The sequence below is a fragment of the Chryseobacterium sp. GQ58 genome (assembly GCF_059758895.1).
Genome location: NZ_JCAXEH010000001.1, coordinates 792,774 through 813,238, shown reverse-complemented (window position 1 = coordinate 813,238; position 20,465 = coordinate 792,774). Strand labels below are relative to the sequence as shown.

17 protein-coding genes are annotated in these 20,465 nt (G+C 34.0%); 4 read left to right on the top strand and 13 right to left on the bottom strand.

The window, feature by feature from the left end; genetic code table 11:
- The first annotated feature begins 34 nt into the window (after positions 1-34).
- From AC6CHK_RS03840 to AC6CHK_RS03830, 3 genes are read left to right on the top strand one after another with little or no spacing between them, the layout of a single operon-like run.
- Positions 35-1,300, top strand: a complete 1,266-nt coding sequence (locus tag AC6CHK_RS03840) for a DUF2851 family protein (protein WP_498093701.1) — start codon at positions 35-37, stop codon at positions 1,298-1,300.
- A gap of 1 nt (position 1,301) precedes the next feature.
- Positions 1,302-1,523 carry a PspC family transcriptional regulator gene (locus tag AC6CHK_RS03835; RefSeq protein WP_498093699.1) on the top strand — a complete coding sequence of 74 codons (222 nt, stop codon included), beginning with the start codon at positions 1,302-1,304 and terminating at the stop codon, positions 1,521-1,523.
- A 3-nt stretch (positions 1,524-1,526) separates the two neighbouring features.
- On the top strand, positions 1,527-2,039 hold the full coding sequence (locus AC6CHK_RS03830) for a GNAT family N-acetyltransferase (RefSeq protein WP_498093697.1): 513 nt from the start codon (positions 1,527-1,529) through the stop codon (positions 2,037-2,039).
- A 20-nt stretch (positions 2,040-2,059) separates the two neighbouring features.
- Here AC6CHK_RS03830 and AC6CHK_RS03825 read toward each other — a convergent pair whose 3' ends face one another.
- A complete protein-coding gene (locus AC6CHK_RS03825; RefSeq protein ID WP_498093695.1) occupies positions 2,060-2,794 on the bottom strand; it encodes an SIMPL domain-containing protein in 735 nt (244 codons plus the stop codon).
- Positions 2,795-2,899: 105 nt separating this feature from the next.
- Positions 2,900-3,646 (bottom strand): peptidase associated/transthyretin-like domain-containing protein, encoded by a 747-nt coding sequence (locus AC6CHK_RS03820; RefSeq protein ID WP_498093693.1) that lies wholly within the window; start codon positions 3,644-3,646, stop codon positions 2,900-2,902.
- 180 nt (positions 3,647-3,826) lie between these two features.
- On the opposite strand from AC6CHK_RS03820, the gene AC6CHK_RS03815 reads away from it, so the two are divergent.
- The gene (locus AC6CHK_RS03815; protein WP_498093691.1) at positions 3,827-6,967 is read left to right on the top strand and encodes a UvrD-helicase domain-containing protein; all 3,141 of its coding nucleotides are present in this window, start codon (positions 3,827-3,829) and stop codon (positions 6,965-6,967) included.
- Positions 6,968-7,027: 60 nt separating this feature from the next.
- Here AC6CHK_RS03815 and AC6CHK_RS03810 read toward each other — a convergent pair whose 3' ends face one another.
- From AC6CHK_RS03810 to AC6CHK_RS03760, 11 genes are all read right to left on the bottom strand, one after another.
- Complete coding sequence (locus tag AC6CHK_RS03810) at positions 7,028-7,714, bottom strand: hypothetical protein (protein WP_498093689.1); 687 nt, start codon at positions 7,712-7,714, stop codon at positions 7,028-7,030.
- Between the two features lie 40 nt (positions 7,715-7,754).
- Entirely contained in the window at positions 7,755-8,774 is a 1,020-nt protein-coding gene (locus AC6CHK_RS03805; protein ID WP_498093687.1) for a formylglycine-generating enzyme family protein, read from the bottom strand.
- 166 nt (positions 8,775-8,940) lie between these two features.
- On the bottom strand, positions 8,941-9,789 hold the full coding sequence (locus tag AC6CHK_RS03800; protein WP_498093685.1) for an HAD family hydrolase: 849 nt from the start codon (positions 9,787-9,789) through the stop codon (positions 8,941-8,943).
- 92 nt (positions 9,790-9,881) lie between these two features.
- Positions 9,882-11,417 (bottom strand): arylsulfatase, encoded by a 1,536-nt coding sequence (locus AC6CHK_RS03795; RefSeq protein WP_498093683.1) that lies wholly within the window; start codon positions 11,415-11,417, stop codon positions 9,882-9,884.
- 456 nt (positions 11,418-11,873) lie between these two features.
- Positions 11,874-12,383, bottom strand: a complete 510-nt coding sequence (locus AC6CHK_RS03790) for a ferritin (RefSeq protein WP_498093681.1) — start codon at positions 12,381-12,383, stop codon at positions 11,874-11,876.
- A 158-nt stretch (positions 12,384-12,541) separates the two neighbouring features.
- Positions 12,542-12,982, bottom strand: a complete 441-nt coding sequence (locus AC6CHK_RS03785; protein WP_498093680.1) for a DUF4890 domain-containing protein — start codon at positions 12,980-12,982, stop codon at positions 12,542-12,544.
- Positions 12,983-13,170: 188 nt separating this feature from the next.
- Entirely contained in the window at positions 13,171-14,118 is a 948-nt protein-coding gene (locus AC6CHK_RS03780; protein WP_498093678.1) for a hypothetical protein, read from the bottom strand.
- A gap of 142 nt (positions 14,119-14,260) precedes the next feature.
- Positions 14,261-16,915, bottom strand: coding sequence for a 4-alpha-glucanotransferase (locus AC6CHK_RS03775; protein WP_498093677.1), 2,655 nt, complete (start codon positions 16,913-16,915; stop codon positions 14,261-14,263).
- Between the two features lie 129 nt (positions 16,916-17,044).
- The gene (locus tag AC6CHK_RS03770; RefSeq protein ID WP_498093675.1) at positions 17,045-18,208 is read right to left on the bottom strand and encodes a T9SS type A sorting domain-containing protein; all 1,164 of its coding nucleotides are present in this window, start codon (positions 18,206-18,208) and stop codon (positions 17,045-17,047) included.
- A gap of 211 nt (positions 18,209-18,419) precedes the next feature.
- On the bottom strand, positions 18,420-19,886 hold the full coding sequence (gene cysS / locus AC6CHK_RS03765; protein ID WP_498093673.1) for a cysteine--tRNA ligase: 1,467 nt from the start codon (positions 19,884-19,886) through the stop codon (positions 18,420-18,422).
- A gap of 143 nt (positions 19,887-20,029) precedes the next feature.
- Positions 20,030-20,461, bottom strand: a complete 432-nt coding sequence (locus tag AC6CHK_RS03760) for a DinB family protein (RefSeq protein WP_498093671.1) — start codon at positions 20,459-20,461, stop codon at positions 20,030-20,032.
- Positions 20,462-20,465: the final 4 nt, after the last annotated feature.

The window sequence follows — 20,465 nt, the reverse complement described above, 5'->3', positions numbered from 1 at the left end:
TTTAATACATTGGAAATTATAAAAAAATGTAAAAATGACGGAAAAACTATTACAATACCTTTGGAATTTCAAAGTATTTAAGATTTTTGATTTCAGAGATACAGAAGGAAACCTAATTGAAATATTAGATTTTGGAAAACCGAATACAGATGCCGGACCAGATTTTTTGATGGCAAAAATTAAAATCAATACTATAATTCTAGCCGGAAATATCGAACTGCATGTAAAATCATCTGACTGGATTTTTCATCAGCATTCTTCTAATCCAAATTATCAAAATATAATTTTGCATGTTGTTTTTCAAAACGATGCAGATATTGAAGAATTTAAAAGCAAGAATATCCCAACACTTGAGCTTAAAGATTATATTGATGAAAATATCTTTACAAAATATGAAAAACTGTTGACGGAAACTCAGTTTATTCCTTGTGAGAAAATTTTTCGTGCAGACAAGATTCCTTCCAATTTTTATGAAGAAACTTTACTTGAAAAGCTTAATGAAAAATCTTTAGAATTTGAGCAAAGCCTGAAAAAGTTTAAAAATAATTATGAAGCGGTATTATTTCACAGTCTTGCCTATTCTTTTGGGCTGAAAGTAAATGCAGAAATCTTCAGACATATTGCCGAAAATATAGATTTCAGTATTATCAACAAAATACGTCGTAACAAAACTCAGCTTGAAGCATTATTTTTCGGGATTTCCGGCTGGCTGGAGAAACCTGAAGACAAGCAAATGGAAATATGGAAAAGAGAATTTGACTTTCTGAAAGCCAAATTTGATATTCCGGATTTTAAAATACGTCCTAAATTTCTACGTTTGCGGCCACCGAATTTCCCAACGATCCGTTTGTCGCAATTGGCTGATCTTTATTACCAACACCAAAATCTGTTTTCAAAAATCATTAATGCTGAAAATCCTGAGAAGTTAATGGAAGTTTTTAAAAACATAAAAGCTTCCGATTATTGGAATAACCGCTTCAATTTTGGTAAAATTTCTACAGTTGATCAGTCAAAAGTTTTAACCAAAGAATTTTCTAAATTGATTATTTTAAATACTGTTTTGCCATTAAAATATACTTATCATCAATATTTAAACGGAAAAATTTCGGATGAAATTCTGTTGTTTTACAAGAAGATTTCGTCTGAAAAGAATTCTATTTTAGAACTTTGGGAAAAGGTAGGCGTTAAAACAGATAATGCATTGGAAACTCAAAGTCTGATTTTTCATTACAAGAATTACTGCTCAGCAAAAAAATGCTTAAATTGCGGTATCGGATTTAATCTTTTAAAAGAACCTTAAAATGTTTGACAATATTCGCCACAAAATGGAAAGAGAATGGTTTGGAGTGCTTACGAGAATGGGCGCCAAACTGGGAATTCCGGTTTCCAAATTGAGAGTTTTTTTTATTTATTCTACTTTTGCAACGGCAGGTTTTTTCTTTTTAATATATTTGGGACTGGCTTTTACATTATGGGTAAAAGACATTTTTATCACCAGAAGACCAAGTGTTTTTGATCTATAAAATATGGAGTTTCTACAAATCACTTCACCGGAAGATTATCGAGTAAAGCAAATTTTCGAATCGTATTCGTCAACATTTCCGGAAGATGAAAGAAGGGATTGGGAAAAGTTTGTACGGCTATTTGTGCATCCTAAAGTTAAAGTTGTATCAGTTTTAAACAATACAAAAAATATCGGTTATCTTATTATTTGGGAACTGAGCAACTATGTTTTTGTAGAGCATTTTGAAGTTTTTTCTGAATTTAGAAATCAAAAGCTCGGATCGCATATTACCAATTATCTTTTTAAAAATTACCCGAGAATTATTCTTGAAATTGAGCCGGAAAATCTAAACGAAGATTCTAAACGTCGCTTTTCATTTTACCAGAGAAACGGTTTCAATCTGATCGACGATATGTATATTCAGCCTAGTTATGGCGAAGGTAAAAAATCTTTACAGCTTTGGCTTTTAGCAAATTATCACCCTGAAAATGTTAAGGAATTAAAGGATGAGATTTATGATATAGTTTATCATTGATATCTTTCCAACCATATTTTTTAGTTTACTTCATATTCTAATTTTATTGTAATACTTGCTGCTTTTTCTTTTGAAGAAGTGTTAAAAGTACCACCATAAGAATAATCCTCGTTGGAATTGGGCGCTGTAATCTGAATCACTCCCATTGTCGCTTTTTTAAGATTTCCTAAACCACTTCCTGAATTTTCAGCAATTTTTTCTGCACGTTCTTTGGCATCTTTTGTAGCGTTTGCAATCATTTCCTGCTTCACCGTAGCCAATTTTGTATAAAAATAACTGGGTGATGAAGAAGTAAATTCTATGCCGCGGTTGATGATTTCCGTAATGTTTCTGGAAAGATTTTCAATTTTTTCGACTTCTTTGCTTTCAATAGACACTCTTTGAGTGAGGTTATAGCCAGAAAATTCCCCCTGAACATAATTTCCATTCGAATCATTATAATTTTTGAACTGTTTCTGAATATCGACCGAAGAAAATACGATCTCGTTCTGCTTAATTCCTTTAGAAACAAGATAATCGTTGATAACTTTTCTATCTAAAGCCAGCTCATCATACGCAGATTTTAAATCAAAATTATTTTTTGAGAAACTTCCTGACCACGTAATAAGATCAGAAGTGAATTCTTTTGTCCCTAAACCAGTCACAGAAATTGTATTTTCAGATTTATTTCTGTTTTTAATGGCATTTCCCAAAAGTCCAAGTCCAATGACAAATCCTAAAGCCCCAACTGCGATTGCAATAATATTTTTGTTCATAACGTTTTGTAATTTTAATATGTTGAAATTACAATTTTCATTTCGAAATTTTACGTTTTTTAAACAAATTGCTGGTTATTGACTTCTTAAAAAGCTTTCTAACATTTATTTTTGCGTTTGCGGTGCTCTGTAAGAGGAAACTCTTGTCAAAACCGCACGCTGAAACCTCATCAGATCGGCATCGCTTACATAACCGAATTTCAGAATATTTCTGCGTTCAAAACCGCCTGCCAAAACATAAGAAATAAAGTGCTGAATCTGCGGTTGTTCGATTTTAAGGTCTGCAAAATACTGTTCTCCTAAAGCCATCGTCAGATATTCCATTAAATCTACATCGTCCCATTTATTCTTGACTTTACCAATAGAAAATCCTTGTCCTTTTGGCTGAACAAATTCTCCGGGTCTTGCGGCTAAAATTCTCGGATCAGATTTTTGTGAAATATATTGAGCAATATCCGTTCGGAGCTTTTCAACTTTTTTTGGAGGATTCAAAGTTTTAGAATCGGCTTTCAGATCTCCGGTCAGCGATTTTTTTATTTCGACCTCTTCAATCAACGCAGCTGCTCTTACCATTTTGATGTTCACCGGAGATTCTAAATCTTCTTTTGTGATCGATTTATTTACTCTCTCGTAGCCGCTTTTCAAAAACCTGAGATTATCACCTTGTCTACCAGAAATCATAAAATGTCCGTCTTTGTTGGTAGAAACTCTTTCGTCTGTACGGATGTTTATTACAGTAACATCAGACATTTCCAGATTGTCTTCAGTCGTGATTTTACCAAAAATATAATTCTGAGCACTGATTTTAACGAAGAAAAGAAAGGATAAAATAAAGAGTAATTTAATTTTCACGGATTTTTGTTTATAAAACAAAACTAAAGCATTTTTTATATTAATCTAAAAGTTTAACCACCGTTAACGCTTTTAGTATATTTTTTGGAACTTTTCTTTTTTAAACTGTTAAAAACCAATTTGAAATTGTTAAAATTTCATTTAAATTTTAGCTAAATTGCAGCCTAATTCATTCGTAAAATGCAGAATTCTTACACCGTCATCAATGCTTCTGCGGGTTCAGGAAAAACATATGCGCTCGTTCAGAGGCTTTTAATGATTTGCTTGCGCTATCCCAATCAGCAGCAGTCGATCCGTAATATTCTGGCTTTGACTTTCACCAATAAAGCAGCGAATGAAATGAAGGAAAGAATTCTTTCTTGGCTTGGAAATTTCACTTCTGAAAATTATGCGGATAATGTTGATTTAAAAAATATTCAGTCTGCTTTTGAAAACGAAGGAATAAGGATCACAATTGACGAATTGCACTTCAGATCAAAAAAATTGCTGGATTATGTTCTTCACAATTATTCTACTTTAAATATAGGAACGATCGACCGTTTCAATTCACGATTGGTAAGAAGTTTTTCATATGAATTAGGTCTCGCTAAAAATTTCAACCTCGAAATTGATGCAGAACCTTTTCTCATTGAAGCGGTTGACAAAATGCTTGATCAGATTGGAGAAAACGACAGCATTTCGCATTCTTTTATGGATTATGTGGATTACAGCCTTGAAAATAATGAAAGAATCAATCTGAATGAAAACCTTTACGATTCCGCAAAAGAATTTGTGAAAGATATTCATTATGAACATCTTAAAAACAATAAAAGCTTTGACGACAGCAAATACGAAGACATCAAAAATACGCTGCGTAAAGAAATTGTTACCAATAAAAAGCGTTCTTTGGAAATCGCAACACAATCAATCGAAGTTTTTAAATCTAAAAATATTGATATTGAAGATTTTGCTCAGGGAAAAAATGGAATTGGTGCTTTTTTTACAAAGATTTTAGACTTTTACAATAAAAAAAGACCGAGTTTTCCGTTTCCGACGACGCAGGAAGAATCGGTTGTCAACAATTATCGAAAAGGAGCCGCAACAAAATCCAAACATAAAGAAACAGAAATCTTTGAAATTCTCGATCAGCTTCTGGAAAATAGAATGCAGCTGATTCTTTTGTTTATCGAAACCCAGAAAAAAGAAAAAATATTATCGGCATTACTTCCTTTAAAAGTAAATAAAGACATTCAGGATGAGTTGAAAAAAATTGAAGAGGAAAATGATCTGGTTCTGCTTTCAAAATTTAATATTCTTATCAATGAAAATCTTAAAAATGAGCCTTCCGCTTTCATTTATGAAAAAGTTGGTTCGCAGTTTCAGCATTATTTTTTTGACGAATTTCAGGATACTTCAGAATTGCAATGGCAGAATTTTGTTCCGTTGCGTGATCACAGCGTTTCCACGGAAAATACATCTTTTACTTTGGTTGGAGATCCGAAACAGAGTATTTACAGATTTCGAGGCGGTGAAAGTAAGCTGATGCTCGACATTATTAATAAAAAAGAAATTTCTCCTAAAGAAGCCGAATTATTAATTCTAAAAGACAACTGGCGAAGTGCCAAAAACATCGTTCAATTCAATAATGAATTGTATCAGTTTCATGCTAAAGAATTAGAAGAAGAACATCAGAATATTTTTGGAATTGATGCAGAACAATCTCCAAAATCGAAAAGTGAAGGCCGTGTAAAAGTGAATCTTATCGAAAACTTGTCTAAAGAAGATTTTTACAATGATGTTTCGGAAAGAATGCAAAAAGATATTCAGGAATGCCTGAATAACGGATTTACCTTTTCTGATATTACCATTCTTTGTCGTGGAAATTTTGATATTTTCAGCTATTCTCAAAAATTAGGGAATTTAAAAGTTAATTATAAAGACGAAGAAACTAATGTTAAAACGATTTCCGACAAAGGCCTGACTTTAGAATTATCAGACACATTGCAAGCGGTAATTTATTTTTTGAGATGGGAAACCAATCCTAAAAACAAACCTTTTCTGATTATGCTGATGTTTTATCTGAATAGATTGGGCAGAATTACAATGCCTGATTTCAGCTTAAATATGAAAGAAATTCTGGCAATAGATTCGCATGAAGAAATTTTGGAATTTGTCGAAGCAAAATATTCATTAAAGCTAAAACAGGACAATTTTCCGAAATTTAATTTGTACAATTTCGTTGAATATTACATCAATGAGTTTGCAGTAGAAAATAAAGAAACCGACTTTCTTCTGAATTTTCTGGAAATGCTTTTTAATTTCACACAAAATGCCGGCGCGAGCAGCAAAGAATTTTTAAAATATTGGGATGAAGAAGCTTCAAAACATTCCATTCAGGCGTCTGAGAATATTGATGCAATTCAGATTATGACAATTCACAAGGCAAAAGGTCTGGAATTTCCGGTTGTTTTTATTCCTTTAGAAAATAAAAATTCGGATAATCAATTCAACAATTGGTTTGAAACAGAAACTGATGAAGCTCTGAAATCTGTGAACATTAATCAATTCAATAAGAATCTAGAAACATACGATCCTGAAATTCAAAAATTCAACAAAATAAATTCATATAAAAATCTTGTAGATCGGATTTGTCTGCAATACGTTGCGACAACAAGGCCCGTTGAGCAGCTTTTTTTCTATCTTCAAAAAGCGAATAAAACGTCAAATAATCTTGAAATTTTAGAATTTATACAATCTAAAAACACTGAAAATCTTGATGAGTTCGATTTGTATGAAACCAATCCTGAAACGCTAAAGAAATATTCCAAACACAAAACTACATCTTATAAAACAAAAAATATTCAAACCCTGAACAATCAGCATGAAAAAAGCACTTCAATAAAAATTGCAACACCGTCAAAAACGTATCAGGAAAGGAATGAAAAAGTAAGAACGGGAATTTTCGTCCACGAATTATTATCAAAAATAAATACCGAAAAAGATATTGAAAAAGTTTTGGAATGTTACACGCTTGAAGGCCTGATTACTTTTGAGGAAAGAGCTAAAATACATCAAAATTTAAAAGAAATTATTAATACTTATTCAGAGTTTTTTGATGAAAAGTGGGAAGTGATTAATGAGAAAGACATCATGATTTCCACTAATAATGAAAGCCTGGTTTACAGACCAGACAGAATATTGAAGAGCAATGAAGGCTATATTATCGTAGATTTTAAAACCGGAGAAGAATCTCAAAAAAATGAAAAACAAATACAAACCTATAAAACTGTTTTAGAAAGTTTGGGATTGAAGGTTTTGAAAACACAGCTGATTTACCTGTAAAATTTCGGGGCGGCACCTTTGGTGCCGCCGAAATTCAATATAATAAATATTACCCTACTTTTAAAAACCATATTCAAGCACCAAAATGTGCCCGCGTCCAGAGTTTTCGGATAAGTTTGTTTTTTTAAAAGCTTCCATTTTATACCCGAAAGCAAGTTCATTTTCATTTTTAAGCACCTTAATAATTCTTAATCCAAATTCCACAGAATTCACAAAACGCTCCGAATCTGATTGTCTGTCAATAAAATACCATTCCGTCGTGGGGTTGAGCTTCCAGCTTTCTTTATCCTTAAAAAGATTATATTTTAATGACAGGAAATATCTGCTTCTTAATAAATGTTCGTTTCTATAAGATTCATCGAAATACAAATTGCGGCTTTCGATCTTAAATTTTTGCATAAGAAGCGTCCGCTCACTTAACTGCAAATCTGAGCGTAATCCCAGCCAAGGACGAAAATCAACATAATTGACAATATCTTTATCGAAAGTATAATTTACCGTGATTCCGGATTCGATGGCAATAGCTTTTATTTTCCTTGAAATATAAACATCTCCTCCCCATCGGCGCCAACCGATCTCATCATAAATATGCTTCCAGTTGGCGGTAATAGCTCCACGCCATTTATCATTATTAACGAATGTGTATACCACTTTCATTTCATGAAAGAACTCATCCTTTTCCTGGGTGAAAAATATTCCCGGACTGAAAAAGGAAATCAATAAAGGAAATAAGGCTTTAGTTCTCATCTATTTTTTAAGAATTAAATAATCTCAAAATAAAATTATTTTAAAATTTCACATCTTTTACACACCTGAATCCCAAATGCTCTTGCCCGGAATCAAATGCCGTAGCCATTCTCGCACTCGGACGGTAATTGCTGCAATATTGCTCGCTACATAAAAACGACCCTCCTTTTATTACTCTTTTTGGAACCAATAGTTCATCTGGATCGTAACTTTGTGAAGGCCCTTGCGGATTTTTACAAGTAGCCTGATTTGATTTTAATTTGTTGCGGGCATGCGTGTCATAGCGGAACCAATCGCTTGTCCATTCCCAGACATTGCCAATCATATCATATAAGCCATATTTATTTGCAGGGAAAGTTTTCACAGGAGCGGTTGTATCGAAGCCATCCAATTTGGTGTTACTTTTTGGAAATGTCCCTTGAAAAAAATTAGCCAAATATTTTCCATCGGGTACCAATTGATCACCCCATGCATAGCTTCTGTTTGACTCTCCACCTTTACTTGCATATTCCCACTCTGCCTCGGTAGGCAATCTCTTTCCGGCCCATTTTGCGTAAGCTTCAGCATCTTCATAAGAAATATGCACTACAGGATGGCTTCCTTTTCCTTCAATAGAACTATCCGGTCCGCTTGGATGTCGCCAATCGGCACCTTTTTTCCAAGTCCACCATTGTGCAATATCATAGAGATTATCAATTTTCTTAGCTGGCTCAAAAATTAAAGAACCCGGCTCCAACATTTTATCATCAGGCTTTGGTGTTCCCGGTGGCAACTGGGTTTTTAAATCTTCCCAATTGATGGGTTTTTCAGCAACAGTTACATAGCCGGTTTCTGAAACAAATTGAGCAAACTCATCATTGGTCACTTCAGTCTCATCCATATAAAAGCTTTTAACGGATGCTTTATATGCCGGATATTCTGTTTTAGGTGCTTCAGCAGCATCACTTCCCATATTGAATTCTCCCCCTTTTATCAACACCATTCCTCTTGGCGCTTTAGAAGTTGTGTTTTCAGGATCAGCCGAAAAGCTTTTTTTAGTCTTTTTGCAACTAAAAAGCATTGCAAAGATTATTATTAATATGGTTTTTACTGTCATTTTTAAGATCAAAATTTAATAGTCTGGATTTTTTAGCGTGCTAAGAATTCAAGCTTAGCTGTTTCAACCTGATTATCCATATGTTTTTTCAGGAAGAAAAAAGTGGTTGCTTTGTCTACACCTATTGCTTTCACGAATTTTGTATAATATTTTTTATTAAATTTCGATCTTTTCCGAATGCCAAAACCGGCCGCTTGCCAATGTGCTGATGAATGCCAACCGGTTTACCTTCTTTGTCATCATTAAAATTTAATTCGGGCAATTTTATCAATTTCGGAATGCCGTCTTCGCCAACTTCATATTTGGTTTTTATAGAGCTTCCGATAATTTGATGACTCGGAATATTGTACGCTTCTTCCGCCCAAACACGCATAAAATCAATGCCCCCGCCGGAAACGATAAAGGTTTTGTAATCGTTCGCCTGAAGATAATGAAGTAACTCCAGCATTGGTTGAAACACCATTTCATTGTACGGTTTTCCCGTTTTTGGATGCGTTGCTGTTTTCAACCAATCTTTTACATTTTGATTGAATTCTTCCGTTGAAATTCCCGCGTGCGATGCGGCTACCAATTGAAGCAAGGCGTGTTCGCCACCGCTCATTACTTTTTGCATATCGCCTTCGAGCACGGATTTGAAGGGTTCTTTTTCCTTCCATTCCGGATGGTCTTTTGCCATTGCCTTAACGCGGTCTATAGCAAATGCCAGTTGAAAGTACATCGGCTGTTCGCTCCAAAGCGTTCCGTCGTTGTCAAAACAGGCAATGCGGTCGTCAGCAGGAATAAAAGCGGCATTTCGTTCGGCAGTGGTTTTTGTAACGAAATCGATGATGGTTTTCTTGTTAACACCGTCGTTCCAAGAAGGCAGCGGATCTGTTGCCACTTCTGTTGTTTGGTTTGTTTCTTCTTTTGTGCTTTCCTGTTTACAGGCCATCAGAAAAATCGAAAAAAACATGATAACTAAAGTTGATTTAATTTTCATTGTTAAGTTGTTGCTGTTTCATAATGAACATATCTTTAGCTAAAGAAAGGGAGCTCACTCCCCTTCTGCTTATTACAAAGTAAATCACAATGCTAATTTGCTTTTACATTCATTTCATTTACCTGCTTTTGGATTTTAGTTAAGCTCCAGTCGCCTGGTGTCTGGCTTGGTGGAAATTCTTTAAACGTTGACAAAAACTTAATCGCATACTGCTGTATAGGAGTGATGACAAATACTCTACTCAAGTACCAATCGAAATAAGTATTAGAACCTTCCAATGCTTTTTCAAACGGATCTCTTCTTAGATTAAATAAATATGGCGCACGCAATGTAACAAAAGGTTCTATCCAAATCTGTAATTGTTTGGCACGTTCTTCGAGAAAGGTCACCTTCCAATCACCATAACGTAGCGCTGCTACTTCACCGCCATCGGTTACATAAACAAAACCTTCACGGCCGGATTTTTTTGATTTACCGGTTAAGTAATCTAACTGATTGGCTCCATCAATATGATTTTTATAATGGCGTCCATTCAGCGTCACACCATTTTTTAACTGATCGATGATTTTATCATTCCCTGCAGCTGCTGCAAAAGTAGGAAGCCAATCTTCGTGTGAAACAATACCATTAAGAGTAACATCAGCAGGGAAATGACCAGGCCATTTTATGAAAGCAGGCACACGGTAAGCGCCTTCCCAATTGGAGTTTTTCTCACCGTGAAAAGGTGTAGTTCCTGCATCCGGCCAACTGTTGAAATGTGGACCATTGTCGGTTGAATACATTATAATAGTATTATCTGCGATGTCTAGTTCTTCTACATATTTTAACAATTCGCCAACCATCATATCATGCTCTACCATACCGTCGCTGTATTCATCCTGTCCGCTTATGCCTCTGTGTTCCGCCTTAACGTGTGTGCGAAAGTGCATACGTGTAGCATTCCACCAAGTGAAAAATGGCTTACCAGCATCAACTTGCTTTTTGATAAATGCTTTAGCAGCAGCAATCGATTCCTGATCAATTGTCTCCATTCTTTTCTTTGTCAAAGGACCAGTATCTGTTATACGTTGCCCACCATTACCATCAACCCAACTGTGAATGACACCACGTGGACCAAAAGTTTCTTTGAATGTTTTACCATTCTCCATTATCATATTTGTCGGATAATCCTCATTTTCCGGCTCTTCTTCAGCATTTAAATGATATAGATTTCCTAAAAACTCATCAAATCCGTGCATTGTAGGAAGATGCTCATCTCGGTCTCCTTGATGATTTTTCCCAAACTGCCCGGTTGCATATCCCTGATTCTTCAATACCGTTGCAATTGTAACGTCTGTTTTTTGCCAGCCTTCTTTAGCGCCGGGCATCCCTACTTTGGTCATCCCCGTTCTTACAGGAACACTGCCGCTAATGAATGCTGCTCTTCCTGCGGTACAGCTTTGTTGCCCGTAATAATCTGTAAAGGAAACGCCTTCTTTGGCAATCTTGTCGATGTTTGGTGTTTTATAGCCCATCATCCCGCGACTATTGTGACTGATATTCCAGGTGCCAATATCATCCCCCCAAATAATGAGGATGTTTGGCTTTTTCTGTGCCCAAAATGTCAAAGGCACAAATACGACTAACATTATAGTTATTTTAATTCTCATAAAATTGTTTTTCATAAATAATTTATTTGAAGTGTTACTGAAAATTATTAGCTTTTTTGCATTGAAATTTTAAACTGATTAGGTTTTATATGAAGATAACCTCAACCATTTATTTCATTTCATTTTTAAATTCGTAAAGATTTCAATAGAATATTTCTCTATTTATATTTTTAATCAATAATCAATTTTAATATAATAAAATTAATAATAATTGCAATTATTTTGGTAAATATATGTTAAAAAAGGTAAAATAACAAAAAATACACTAAATATGTTTACTTTAACTTATGGATATTACTTTATTTATATTTTTCAGTAAAAAATTTAGAAAAAAGAAACTGAGATATTAAGTAACCTTATAAACCAAAAAAAACTCCAAAATATATAAGAATATTTTGGAGTTTTAATTAAGGGTAAATTACCCAAGTTTGTAATTTATGCTTTCGTATCTGCTACAAAAACTCTTTTTGCCAATTCCTGATCAAAAAGATATAATGCAGAAGGATTATCAGAAACCATTTTAATTTTAGTCACATATTGCGATGCGCTCGCTTCTTCTTCCACCTGCTCGTTGATAAACCACTGCAAAAAAGATGTTGTAGCAAAATCGCCTTCATCATTAGCATTTTTTACGATGTTGAAAATGCTTTTTGTTACTTTTCTTTCATGTTCCAATGCTTTTTCAAAAATATCAATGGCATTGAAAAATTCATGAGGTGGTTTTGGAATTTCACCTAAAATAATTTCTCCGCCAACATCATTCAAGTAATCAAACATTTTGTCGGCGTGCATCAATTCTTCTTTGCTTTGAACTCTGAAATAGTTGGCAATTCCATCAAGGTCTTTTGCCGAAAACCAGGCGGACATTGAAAGATAATATTGTGCTGCATATTGTTCGTGAACTATTTGCTCGTTGATTAGTGTTGCAATTTTTTCGCTTACCATAATAAATATATATATTCAAAAATACGTATTAAAAGATGAATTGAAAAATTTTACTGAAATTTAGATTTAGATTGAATACAAAAAGGACAGAATTACTTCTGTCCTCTAACATTAAAAAATCAAAATTATAAACTATCAGTTTATTTGACTGAGAAATCTTACAATCCCTGCGTTTTCATTCCGCGATCTCCTTTCATTCCTTTTTCTTTCAACATTGCTCTTCTCTGCTCCATTTTCGCTTTTCTTCCCGCTTGCCACTTATCATACTGTTCGGGAGACAAGATTTTCTTCATATCATTATCCATCTGTTGTCTTTTAGCCTTCATTTCCTGCATTCTTGCCTGTCTGATTTCTTTGGTCTGAGCAGACTTTTCCTGCATTTCAGCTCTTCTTTTTGCATGAAGATCTTTAATTTGTGAAACCTGATCCTGATTCAGATTAAGCTCTTTCTGCATTTCTGCTATTCTTTCCTGCTCTCTCTGCTGCATTTTCTGTTTCATTTCAGCTCTTTTTACTTCTTTGTCTTGTGGAGTTGTCTGTTGTGCCATTGCAAAACTTCCCATTCCGATAAATGCTATTGCTAGTACTAATTTTTTCATTTGTTTAAATTAATTAATTGGTTTGTTATATCTTTTTGATACGGAATAACAGCCAAAGTTAAAAACGAAATTCATAAATAATGTTAAATTTTAATATTAATTTTTCAAAGATTATTTAAAATAAAAAGAGATCAGGCAATAAAACCTGATCCCTACACCACTCAAATATAATATATGAAAATTATTTATTAACTAAATCCGTTTCTCATTCCTGCGGCTTTTCTTTCATTTCCGTTATTCTGTCTCGGAGAATTATTTTGAATTCTCGGACTCGAATTTTCTTTTCTCTGTTGTGATCTGAAACCTCCATTTCCTCTTGTTCCGTTGTTTTCACTTCGAGGAGCAACTTCTCTTGTTTTTCTGTTATCAGATGTTCTGTTATCATTGCCTCGGAATCCGCCATTATTACCTCTTACATTATTGTCAGATTTTTTGAAACTTCCTCCATTATTGTTTCTTACTGCATTATTGGAGTTTCTGAAACCACCTGACGAGTTGCTGTTTCCCTTATTTCTAAATCCAGAATCTCTTGAAGATCTTACCACTTTCAAAGTAGGATTATCTTGTCGTCTGAAATTATTTCTGTCAACTCTATAAATATTTATATTCACATTCCTGTATCTCGGCGTCACTCTGAATCTTGGCGTGTAATGCGTTCTTCTGTAATTTTGGAAATACACGATCGGACTTTGTCTGCGATAATAATTGTTTTGGAATACAACAAATATTCTCGGTCCTAAAATTCTTTCCATTGCATAAAACCTGTCGTAATACCATCTGTCGGGATTATATCTGTAAAAATTGTTCCATGCAGAGAAGCTTGAATACAAATTGTTGAGATACAAAATCTGATCAATCTGCCAACGGTTTAATCTGTTTTGTCTAAAGAAAACATTCCAGTTGATATTGACAATACTGCTTCTGTAATCATTGTAGTAACTTTGATAATAATCGTTTGGATAATAATCCTGAGGATAATTGTAATAATAATCATCCGGAAAATAATTCCTGTCTTCATCGTCATCGTAATATCCATCATTATATCCATCGTCGTCTCCCCATCCGTTGTTTGGATACTGCTGTGCAAACGACAAAGTCGTGAAACCCAGCATTAATCCCAAAAGTATTTTTTTCATTTCTATAAGCATTAATTGGTTAATATAGCAGAACTTTCATTCTTATCTTTTTGATGTAAAGAAAAAAAGGAAGTTAAATCCTTAGATAAAACTTCCTTGTAAATATCATTAATCAATTGATAATCAATACAATTATTTTCAATTATAACCGTCCGCTATCTTTTATCCACCCTGAAATTTTTTGATTAAATGCTGCATTTTCCTTTAAATCTTCAATATTCAGATGCATCCTGTAACGCCAGTAATGCGGAAATACGGCAGGATTATTAATTCTTTCATTATCAATTTCAGGATTCGCAAGTTCTGCATCTGTTGCCAAGAACTCCTGCAACGGAAAAATCGCCAGCATTGCATCATTATAAAGATGCTGTTTCATGATAATTTCCGCTAAATGCGGCTCCAGTTTTTCTGAAGCTTTACCATACTGAATGAGCTGCTGATTAAAATAAGCCTGTGTCAAATCTGCATTTTCGGTCCACCATTGTCTTAAAGTCGAGCTGTCGTGCGAAGAGGCCGTAACAACATTCAGATAGCCAGCGTTTTTAGGATTGTAAAAAGGAATATCATCCGATGGCATACGTTGTACTTTTAATGCAATGATCGCCAATTCATTCATCACATCAGGGACGCAATCCGGAACCATGCCCAAATCTTCACCACAGATCAACATTTTTGTAGCATTTAAAATAACAGGAAGTTTTTCCATAGCTTTCTCGTGCCATAAATAATCTTGTCTTTTGAAGAAATAATCGTGATACAATTCATAAATTGCTCCGCGTTCCCAATCTGATAAATACTTGTAAGAATCTGTTTTGAAAACATTAAATCGAGGATGATAAACGGTTTCTCCATTCTTTTCTTCCGTTAAAAATAAGACGTTTGCACATAATGAAATTAGTTTTTCTTCAATTGAAATACTTTCTTTCTTTGTCTTAAAATAATCTGAAATTTTTCTCTGACTATTAAATTCATCTTTTAAGGAATAGGTTCCGTCAAAATTATTATTGATAAATTCAAGTGCTTTGCCGCTGTCTTCGCCAAAGTAATTCCAAAGAATCTGATCATTTATAAAAGGCTTACAATATCTGTCAAAATCAAAAGGAATATGTCTTGCTTTGAATTCATCCAAAACAACAGGTACCGCAGGATAAAAATATCCTAAAATCCCTTGCGTAGCAGAAATCGGCATTCCCCAAATTCTGAAAAAACCTAAAATATGGTCAATTCTCATCGCATCAAAATATTGCTCCAATGCTTTGAATCTGTTTTTCCACCATTGATAATCATCCGCTTTCATGGCTTCCCAATTATAAGTTGGGAATTCCCAGTTTTGACCTAAATCTGTGAATTGGTCAGGTGGTGCACCAGCTTGGAAATCCATTCCGAAAAGCTCAGGTTCCGCCCAGGCTTCAACAGAATATCGATAAATCCCGATCGGCAAATCTCCTTTTAGAGAAACTCCTAAACTATGAATATAGTCTACAGCATCTTTCAACTGCTTATGTAGTTGATACTGAACCCAGGCATGAAGCATTGCCGTATCATATTCCTTATTTTTAGCTGAAAAAAATGGTGAAATTTTCCCTGCGATGTATTTTTTATGCGTCTTCCAATCGTTAAAATTAGGAGTTTTATATTTATCTCTTAAAACACAGAAAGCCGAATACGGAAGAAGCCAGCTTTCGTTGTCTTTAATGAATTTTTTAAAATTTCTGTCTTTATATATTTTATCTTTTTCGGCCTTGAAAACGGCTTTTAAAAATTTCCATTTGCTCGAAATCATTTTTTCGTAATCAATTAAATCAAAAGAGTTAAGTTCTGATTTCTCTGAATGATATTCATCGACTAAGTCTTTAGGTAAATCAAAATCCAAATTTTCTAAAGAAATATATTGCGGATGCAAGGCGTAAACGGAAACCGCCGCGTAAGGATAAGAATCTGTCCAGGAATAATTTGCGGTTGTATCATTAATCGGAAGAATCTGAATAATTCCCAAAGAAGTTTCATAAGCCCAGTCTGCAAGCTTTTTCAGATCTGAAAATTCCCCGACACCGAATCCTTCTTCAGTTCTCAAAGAAAACACAGGAACTGCAACACCCGCCGCATGATACATTTGATATGATTTGAATTTAAAATAATGATTGGACAATATCTGCAAAACATCCTTCTGAAGATTTGGTGTTGCAAATCTGTTGTCGCCATTTTCTATATCAATAACTTTTCTTGTAATTTTATCATAAATAGCATACTTATATTCTATCGTTTGATTTTCGGGAATCTCAACAGAAACTTCCCAAATTCCAAAGTCAGTCTGAAAAAGATGAATTGCTTTTTCATAATCCCAATTTCCCAAAGAAGCTGTAATTCCAAATACAACAATTTCCCACTCGGGATTGTAAATTGGCACCTCAATCCTAAATAAGTGCGTATGCTTTTTGAGAACGCTAAGTTTCTGAGGAATAAAATGATTCAGCTTATTTTGTAGAACTTTATTGTTGAGATAATTTTCCGGAAAATTCTTATTATTCCATTCATCAAAAATCAAAAATTCTTTATAATTGTGCGGGAAATTAAGGTTATGAGAAACAAATTCTTCTCTTAAAATACTGCCTTTTTCATCAATTAACTGATATTTGTAAGAAATTGATTTTGAGAAATAATCAACTTCACATTTCCAAAAATGATCTTCCGTATAAAACATAGCGTGAACTCTGGAAGTCGCTCCATTTTCATCGATCAATACTTGCAGCTTTTCACCAACTTTTGCTCGATAGCCAACGTTTAAATATAATTTCATCTATATTTTTTGTATAAAAATACATTTTTAAAATTGAAAAACAAGGGGTTGCAATATCAAATATTCATTAAAAAAACCTTTTCTCAGACTCGAAAAAAGGTTCTTTTTAATAATATAAAAAATCAAAATTTATTCTGTTACCAGAATCTTTTTATTTAATAATGCTTTTCCGGAAGCATCGGTAATATTGACGATATAAGAACCGTTAACTAAGTTTTTCAGATAAATCTGCTTTTTCAGCAAACCATCTTTCACGGATAATGTTTGCGCCATGATTGCTTTTCCTGAAATATCAAAAATATTTACTTTAATATTCCCTTTTACAGATTTGTCATTTACATTTACATAAATAAAATCTTCATCTACTTTCGTAGGATAAATATCAAGATTGGCAAAAACGCTTGCTGAAGCCGCTCTGTCGTTGACAAAATACTTACTTGCAAGATCATAAATATGCAAATTATTTTCTCCGGAAAGTTGCTTTGCCTGCAGATTTTCTAAATTCAATTCGTATAAAGATGCGCCTTTTGCGCTTGCAATCACTATATTTCCTTTGGAATTCACCGCAGCTCCGTTCACAGAATAGTTTTCAGGAATGCCCGTTATTTTTCCGATAAATTTCGCCTTTAAATCTTTAGTTGAAACTTTAAAAACATTTCCTGAAGTTGAGAAAACGTAGAAATTATTTTCTGCGTCGGCGATCATATCTCCGCCAAAACCACTTTCCATTGCGGTAAACGAATTTTTACCATTTGACGGATCGTCTTTTATAATTCCAAGATCATTTACCACATATTGACTGCTCTTTTTACTGATCTGAATAAACTGAGTTCCTGCATTGTTTATTGCATAAATACTTCCGTCATAGCCCGCCGTCATTCTCGTCATGTGCGAATTGATATCGCAAGCCGTAACTCTGGCTGCATTATTTTCAACTAAAGTAATTTCTTTGGTTTTTTGATTTAAAACATAAATGTTTGAAGAAAACATCGGCATATACACCAGATTATCACCTGAAGAATCAAAAGCCAAAGTTGCCAAAGTTATTGCCTGAGCGTGATTGTACGAATTTTTATCTTCTGTTATTTGAGCATTTCTCGATTGAGAAACCACTGTTGCCTGCGAAGAAGCACCAAAGATACTTTCGCCTGATGTTCCGTTAGAATTCATGGCACGAAAATCACTGAATTCAATTCTCGGAGAGTCCTTTCCGGCAAGAGCAAAGAAGTCCTGTTGTGCATTTATTGTATTTCCAAGAAGTAATAAAATGGCAGGGAATAAATATTTTTTCATAGCATAATAATTTGTAATGATTTTATTATGACTAAGTTAAGCAATTTTTAAATTGAATGTGAAAAAATTTTTGATAAAATTGCCTGCCTTTTCTTAAAAGAATCTTTATTTTCGACGCTTGCTTCATTCTAATAACAAAAAAACTTACGCAAATTTCAAGATTGTGTAATCTTTAAAATTTGCGAGAGATATAATTTAAAATTCGTTTGTTTTAATTCAAAACATAAGTCGTTCCGTCTCTTCCGTCTTTCAACTCGATTCCTTCAGCTAAAAGCTTGTCTCTGATCTGATCGGAAAGTTCAAAGTTTTTAGATTTTCTGGCCTGATTTCTCAGCTCAATTAAAACCTGAAGCGTCTGATCCAGCTTTTCATTATTATTTTCTTCGATTGCCTGAAGTCCCAAAACATCAAAAATAAAAGCATTTAAAGTTGATTTTAAATCTTCTAAATCTTTTGAAGAAATCGTTTCCTTTCCGTCGTTTAAAGCAAAAATAAACTTCGCTGCTTCAAATAAATGCGCAATCAGAATTGGAGAATTGAAATCGTCTGTTAATGCGTCATACGCTCTATTTTTCCAATCTTCAAGATTAAAATTTGATTCTTTCTGTTCATTCGGACTGATTGAATTTAAGATTTTAACCGCTTCCATTAATCTGGTAAATCCTTTTTCGCTGGCAATCATGGCGTCATTTGAAATATCAAGAACACTTCTGTAATGCGCCTGTAAAAAGCAAAAACGAACAATTGTGGGATGAAAAGGCTTCTCAAAAAAATCGTTTTCACCGGAAACCAATTGCATCGGCAGAATATAGTTTCCTGTTGATTTGCTCATCCGCTGAGAATTCATTGTCAACATATTGGCATGCATCCAATAATTTACAGGAGAAGCTCCGTTGCATGCTTTTCCTTGCGCAATTTCACATTCGTGATGCGGAAATTTAAGATCCATTCCACCGCCGTGAATATCAAAAGTTTCTCCTAAATACTTCGTGCTCATTGCAGTACATTCAAGATGCCATCCCGGAAAACCTTCTCCCCAAGGCGAATTCCATCTCATGATGTGCGCCGGAGAGGCTTTTTTCCAAAGAGCAAAATCCTGCGGATTTTTCTTTTCACCTTGTCCGTCCAAATCTCGGGTATTTGCAAAAAGCTCTTCAATATTACGTTTTGACAGTTCGCCATAATTCAGACCTCTTTTATTATATTCAAGAACATCGAAGTAAACAGAACCGTTGCTTTCGTAAGCAAAACCTTTCTCGATTAATTTTTGAGTCAATTCAATTTGCTCAACAATATGGCCCGTTGCAGTAGGTTCAATATTTGGCGGTAATAAATTGAACATATCCAAAACCTTATGAAAATCTACGGTATATTTTTGTACAATTTCCATTGGTTCAAGTTTTTCGAGACGGGTTTGCTTTACAAATCTGTCATTATTCACGTCTCCATCGTCCGTAAGATGGCCTGCATCAGTGATATTTCTTACATATCTTACTTTATAGCCTAAATGTGTAAGTGATCTGTAAATAAAATCGAAAGAAAGGAATGTTCTCACGTTTCCCAAATGCACATTGCTGTAAACCGTTGGCCCACAAACGTACATTCCGACATTTCCGTCTAAAATTGGCTTGAATATTTCTTTTTCTCCCGTAAGCGAGTTGTATATTTTTAATTGCATCGTTTTGTTTTGATATAATAATTTAAAATTAATTTAAGTTTCTGCACATTAAAGACGAAATCTTCAATCGCAACATTTGCAGCAACAACAAATAATCGTAGTTACAAAAATTTTATCCGAAACTTTTTTAAATTTTGTCATTATTAAATAGCTTTTAAATGATGTTGTAAGTGACTAATATAATCATTAATAATAAATTCCAGCGTAAAAATCCGCGGTTCGGTTTTCGTCATATCACAAGTTTTTTGCAAAGCTTCATCAGGAATATTTTCTACAACATTTACGATTTGAAGGTTTAAAAATTTCCAAAGATTGATGATATCAGAAGTCGGAACATGCTGATAATTCTGTGCTTTCACCCAAAAATCCTGATTGTAGACAATATTTTCATTTTCTTTATATTGCGTAATCACAAACCTTCTGATATTTGCTAAAGCACTGTCGCAAAGGTGACCAAGAATTTCTTTTTTCGACCATTTTTCTGGAGAAACTTTATATGCCCAGTCCTCTTCGTAGATCTCTTCGAATCTCAGAAGCTGTTCTTCAACAATATTTTTAAGAATCTGATAATCCATTTAA

Excerpts from the sequence above, each read along its gene's own strand:
- AC6CHK_RS03840 (WP_498093701.1), top strand. The coding sequence starts at position 35 with ATGACGGAAAAACTATTACAATACCTTTGGAATTTCAAAGTATTTAAG.
- AC6CHK_RS03835 (WP_498093699.1), top strand. The coding sequence starts at position 1,302 with ATGTTTGACAATATTCGCCACAAAATGGAAAGAGAATGGTTTGGAGTG.
- AC6CHK_RS03830 (WP_498093697.1), top strand. The coding sequence starts at position 1,527 with ATGGAGTTTCTACAAATCACTTCACCGGAAGATTATCGAGTAAAGCAA.
- AC6CHK_RS03825 (WP_498093695.1), bottom strand. The coding sequence starts at position 2,794 with ATGAACAAAAATATTATTGCAATCGCAGTTGGGGCTTTAGGATTTGTC.
- AC6CHK_RS03815 (WP_498093691.1), top strand. The coding sequence starts at position 3,827 with ATGCAGAATTCTTACACCGTCATCAATGCTTCTGCGGGTTCAGGAAAA.
- AC6CHK_RS03810 (WP_498093689.1), bottom strand. The coding sequence starts at position 7,714 with ATGAGAACTAAAGCCTTATTTCCTTTATTGATTTCCTTTTTCAGTCCG.
- AC6CHK_RS03805 (WP_498093687.1), bottom strand. The coding sequence starts at position 8,774 with ATGCTTTTTAGTTGCAAAAAGACTAAAAAAAGCTTTTCGGCTGATCCT.
- AC6CHK_RS03800 (WP_498093685.1), bottom strand. The coding sequence starts at position 9,789 with ATGAAAATTAAATCAACTTTAGTTATCATGTTTTTTTCGATTTTTCTG.
- AC6CHK_RS03795 (WP_498093683.1), bottom strand. The coding sequence starts at position 11,417 with ATGTTAGTCGTATTTGTGCCTTTGACATTTTGGGCACAGAAAAAGCCA.
- AC6CHK_RS03790 (WP_498093681.1), bottom strand. The coding sequence starts at position 12,383 with ATGGTAAGCGAAAAAATTGCAACACTAATCAACGAGCAAATAGTTCAC.
- AC6CHK_RS03785 (WP_498093680.1), bottom strand. The coding sequence starts at position 12,982 with ATGAAAAAATTAGTACTAGCAATAGCATTTATCGGAATGGGAAGTTTT.
- AC6CHK_RS03780 (WP_498093678.1), bottom strand. The coding sequence starts at position 14,118 with ATGAAAAAAATACTTTTGGGATTAATGCTGGGTTTCACGACTTTGTCG.
- AC6CHK_RS03775 (WP_498093677.1), bottom strand. The coding sequence starts at position 16,915 with ATGAAATTATATTTAAACGTTGGCTATCGAGCAAAAGTTGGTGAAAAG.
- AC6CHK_RS03770 (WP_498093675.1), bottom strand. The coding sequence starts at position 18,208 with ATGAAAAAATATTTATTCCCTGCCATTTTATTACTTCTTGGAAATACA.
- cysS (WP_498093673.1), bottom strand. The coding sequence starts at position 19,886 with ATGCAATTAAAAATATACAACTCGCTTACGGGAGAAAAAGAAATATTC.
- AC6CHK_RS03760 (WP_498093671.1), bottom strand. The coding sequence starts at position 20,461 with ATGGATTATCAGATTCTTAAAAATATTGTTGAAGAACAGCTTCTGAGA.